Raw genomic sequence first — 3,540 nt, 5'->3', positions numbered from 1 at the left:
GTGGCACTAGCCGCCGATCGGAGCCGGGTCGCGACCCTGGCCGACGCGGAGGCGGCCCGACGGCACGGTGTCCGGCGGTTACGGCCGGAACGCTCCACTGCGGTCCTGGCCGAGCTGGCCGCCCTCGCCGCCGAAGGTGAGCTCCACACGCGCGTCGCGCGGACGTTGCCGTTGTCCGATGCCGACTCCGCCCACCGCACCCTGGAGGCGGGGCACGTGCGGGGCCGGATCGTCCTGCTGCCCGGGTGACCACGGGACGGGCGTGTGCCGGTGTTCAGCTCGGGCCGGAGGGCGAATCGGTCGCGGTCCGCACCGTGGCGAGACGGCCGGTGACGGGAGGGGAGTGGGGGCCGTCCGGGTGCCAGTGTCCGAGGACGAGCCCGACGACACCGTCGGTGATGCCCTCTCCCGTAGGGGTCGGGGTGCGTACCAGCTCGACGCGGAGTGCCTCATCGGGAGCGCGCAGCGATTCGGCGTCGAGCGGGTGTCCCCGGGCTTGGGCGTCTCCGACGCCGACGCGGCCACCCGGCTCGGAGGTGCCGCCGGTACGGACCAGGGCCAACACCTGTCGGGTCCAGGTCGGATCGGTGGCACCGTCGTAGATCCAGCGGGTGCCGAGCACGCTGTGTTCGGCGGTAGTGATCAACGAGGCCGTCTCGGCGGGCGCGTCACGGTAGGTCATCGGGACCTGGCAGCGTGTGGTGCCGTCGCTGAGGAGGTGGGTCTCCATACCGACCACGCCGTCGGGGTCCTCGAACCGGAAATACCCGACCGGCCACAACGTCGGGACGCCGATCCCGCTGTACCAAGATTGGCGGGCCACCCACGGGGGCAGGAACTCCCGGAAGTGCGGTTCGAGGTTCGCCCCAGCGTGGATCTTCGCCATGTGCGCACAGTACCGACGAAACGCGCATCGAAGATTCCGCGGGTCTGGGACGAGCTCGTTGCAGGGACCGCCCTCGCCCGGGCAACGTAGGTACGTACCTACATAGGAGGTGCTGTGATGTCGACACTCACCGCACGCGAATTCAACCAGGATGTCAGCGCTGCCAAGCGCGTCGCGTCGGAGGGCCCGGTGATCATTACCGACCGGGGTCGACCGTCCCACGTGCTGATGTCGTTCGAGGAGTTCGCTCGCCTGACCGGACGGGAGCACAATCTCGTCGACCGGCTTGCCATGGACGATGACGACCTGGACTTCGACCCGCCGTCGGTGGACGTCGGCCTGCGGGCGGCGAAGCTGTGAGCTTTCTGCTGGACACGAACGTTCTGAGCGAGCTGCGCAAGGCGCCGCGTCGAGCCGATCCGTAGGTGCGGGACTGGGTGGCTCGGCAGGAGAACCATACTCTCTTCGTCAGTGTCGTCACCATCATGGAACTGGAGCTGGGGGGCGCGCTGAAGGAGCGCCGGGATCCTGAGCAGGGTGCCAGGCTGCGCAGGTGGTTGACCGAGCGAGTCATCGCGGCGTTCGCCGACCGGATCGTCGCTGTGGACCTGCCGGTGGCGCAGCAGGCGGCGGCCCTGCCCGTTCCGGACCATCGTCCGGAACGGGACGCGCCCATCGCGGCAACGGCGAGAACGCACGGCATGACCGTGGTGACCCGCAATGGACGGGACTTCACACCGACCGGTGTCGATGTGCTCGATCCGTGGGAATGGTCGCAGGAGCCCTGACCCTGCCTGTCCGAATCGCGAGTTGCTTCGTGGGATGGCCATGAGGGTCCCCGGCAGCACGCACGGTGCCGGGGACCCTCACGGGGACTCCGGGGTGCGGGTCAGACCCACAGCGGGATCTGCTGCCCCGCGGGTGCCTGGTAGGCGTCGGCGATCTTGTTCAACTCCACCTGGTAGTACAGGACCCCCAGACCCAACACGAACATCAGCAGCAGACCCACGACCGGCGAGCAGGTGACCTGCATCCCGGCGGCGCGCTGCGCGTTCCGGATGCGGTTGCCGGAGTTGTAGTAGCTGACCAGGGGCGCGATGACCGTCCAGGACAACAGCAGCAGGACGAGCATGGGCCCGGCGGTGGGGACCGCGCGACGCCGGTCGAACTCCGCCATTTCCTTGTGGATCTTGAAGTACCACACCAGGTGGTAGATCCCGAGCGTGATGAACGGCCACAGCAGCCAGACGGTGACCGGATGCCGCTTCTTCATCGCGATCCCGCTCGCCACCGGCTGCGGCGCGGCCTGTCCCGGGAGGTGCTGGGCCGCCTGACCGGGCTGGCCCTCGGGCGCGGGCGGAGCCGGGGGCCCGGGAAAGGATGCGTTCGGATCGGGTGCGGACATGCGGTGAGTCTCCTTCGTTCGGATGCCGCCTCGTCAGGCGGAGTCACGTCGCTCCGTGTTACCTGGTCGCGAGGGGCCCGGTCGGCATCGTGTCCATTTCGTTGTTCGACGTCGCTGCCCGCACGCGCGGGCGCCCGTCGCGGGGCGCCCGCGCGTGCGGTGCGGTCGAAAGTGGCCTCCAGTGCGGAGGTACGCCCCTGATGTCCCGTTCGGTCGTCGGTCCGTTAGCCGGTGTGATCATTTCGTTGTCGGACGGTGGGGTCGGCCGCACGACCGGGAGTGCTCTGCCCGTGCCCCGCTGGTCCGCCGTCGGTGGACGCGGACCTGCGGACAGTGAACGGCGGGCGGGACCGTGCACCGAGGGGGTATCGTCGGCCCGCCCGCGGTCGGCGCCGCGGAAGCGTGACCGGCGTCGCCTCTGTCCGTCACGGGCGTGTCGCCCTGGGTTCGGTGAGCCTGTGCGCTGGTGTTCTGTGCCCCCGGCAGGACTCGAACCTGCGACCTAGAGATTAGAAGGCTCTTGCTCTATCCAGCTGAGCTACGAGGGCCCGGCGGCGACCGTGTGCGGTCGGCCTTCGACCACAGCCTAGTCGCCGCTATGTGTCTGATCGTCCGATACCGGCGGATCGTTTCACCCCTCACCCGGCCTGGCGACCAAATGCCCACGGAAGGTGAGTGAGAGCACAGGTCGGCCAGGCCGGGCGGGGCCGCCGTGGGCTGTCGGGGCGGGAGGTGCTGCCCACGGCGGGGGCCGCGGTCGGGGCAGGCGCGGCCCCCGGACACGGCCACCACGCGTTCCCCTCCGCGGTGGACGCATCCGGGTCGGACGGACACCCCGGGGACGGGGACCGGTGTGGGCCCGGGGTGTCCGTGGTCGAGGGTCAGTCCCAGATCTTCACGGCACGCACCACGTACGGACTGCGGGGCACGAACGTGCCGGGGCCGGGATAGGTGCTGAAGTCGCCCTCGGTGGCGCAGTGCCGGTCCTGGTAGACGGTCACGTGCCGGTCGATGCGGTTGGCGAAGGCGGCCCCCTCCACCGCGTCCGGGAGCGCGACGCAACTCTCCGGATTGGTGTTCCGCAGGGAGAAGCTGATCCGTTCGCCGCCGTAGTCCTCTCCGCTCCAAACACAGAACTGGCCCCGCAGGCACTCACCGTCCCGGTGGGTGGGCGGTCCCGCGGCTCCGGTTGCCGGAGCCGACGCGGCCACCGGAGCCGCGGCCACGGCGACTGCCGCGAAGGCCGCCG

At 70.1% G+C, this 3,540-nt stretch carries 6 protein-coding genes and 1 tRNA gene; 3 read left to right on the top strand and 4 right to left on the bottom strand.

Annotated elements, in window-relative coordinates; all coding sequences use genetic code 11:
- Positions 1 to 249: zinc-binding dehydrogenase (locus SACHA_RS0107145; protein ID WP_028662959.1), on the top strand; the 249-nt coding region annotated here is incomplete at its 5' end.
- A 25-nt stretch (positions 250 to 274) separates the two neighbouring features.
- On the opposite strand, the gene SACHA_RS23330 is transcribed toward SACHA_RS0107145, so the two are convergent.
- Positions 275 to 886 carry a maltokinase N-terminal cap-like domain-containing protein gene (locus SACHA_RS23330; RefSeq protein WP_019808342.1) on the bottom strand — a complete coding sequence of 204 codons (612 nt, stop codon included), beginning with the start codon at positions 884 to 886 and terminating at the stop codon, positions 275 to 277.
- A 117-nt stretch (positions 887 to 1,003) separates the two neighbouring features.
- Here SACHA_RS23330 and SACHA_RS0107135 point away from each other — a divergent pair, with 117 nt between their 5' ends.
- Both SACHA_RS0107135 and SACHA_RS20760 read left to right on the top strand, forming a co-directional pair.
- Entirely contained in the window at positions 1,004 to 1,246 is a 243-nt protein-coding gene (locus tag SACHA_RS0107135) for a type II toxin-antitoxin system Phd/YefM family antitoxin (RefSeq protein ID WP_019808340.1), read from the top strand.
- 77 nt (positions 1,247 to 1,323) lie between these two features.
- Positions 1,324 to 1,674, top strand: a complete 351-nt coding sequence (locus SACHA_RS20760) for a type II toxin-antitoxin system VapC family toxin (RefSeq protein WP_198010108.1) — start codon at positions 1,324 to 1,326, stop codon at positions 1,672 to 1,674.
- Positions 1,675 to 1,775: 101 nt separating this feature from the next.
- Here SACHA_RS20760 and SACHA_RS0107125 read toward each other — a convergent pair whose 3' ends face one another.
- The 3 genes from SACHA_RS0107125 to SACHA_RS0107115 all read right to left on the bottom strand — a co-directional run.
- Positions 1,776 to 2,291 carry a DUF4234 domain-containing protein gene (locus tag SACHA_RS0107125; RefSeq protein WP_019808336.1) on the bottom strand — a complete coding sequence of 172 codons (516 nt, stop codon included), beginning with the start codon at positions 2,289 to 2,291 and terminating at the stop codon, positions 1,776 to 1,778.
- Between the two features lie 474 nt (positions 2,292 to 2,765).
- Positions 2,766 to 2,839: transfer RNA gene (locus SACHA_RS0107120), tRNA-Arg, on the bottom strand.
- Positions 2,840 to 3,172: 333 nt separating this feature from the next.
- Positions 3,173 to 3,540, bottom strand: a 368-nt coding sequence (locus SACHA_RS0107115) for a peptidase inhibitor family I36 protein (protein WP_019808334.1), incomplete at its 5' end; no start/stop codon positions are given.

The organism is Saccharomonospora halophila 8 (assembly GCF_000383775.1).
GTDB classification, from domain to species: Bacteria; Actinomycetota; Actinomycetes; order Mycobacteriales; family Pseudonocardiaceae; genus Saccharomonospora; species Saccharomonospora halophila.
This window is presented reverse-complemented; position numbering and strand designations above follow the sequence as displayed.

Bases quoted from the DNA above. Each gene is read 5' to 3' on its own strand.
- SACHA_RS0107125 (WP_019808336.1), bottom strand. From the start codon at position 2,291: ATGTCCGCACCCGATCCGAACGCATCCTTTCCCGGGCCCCCGGCTCCG.
- SACHA_RS0107135 (WP_019808340.1), top strand. From the start codon at position 1,004: ATGTCGACACTCACCGCACGCGAATTCAACCAGGATGTCAGCGCTGCC.
- SACHA_RS23330 (WP_019808342.1), bottom strand. From the start codon at position 886: ATGGCGAAGATCCACGCTGGGGCGAACCTCGAACCGCACTTCCGGGAG.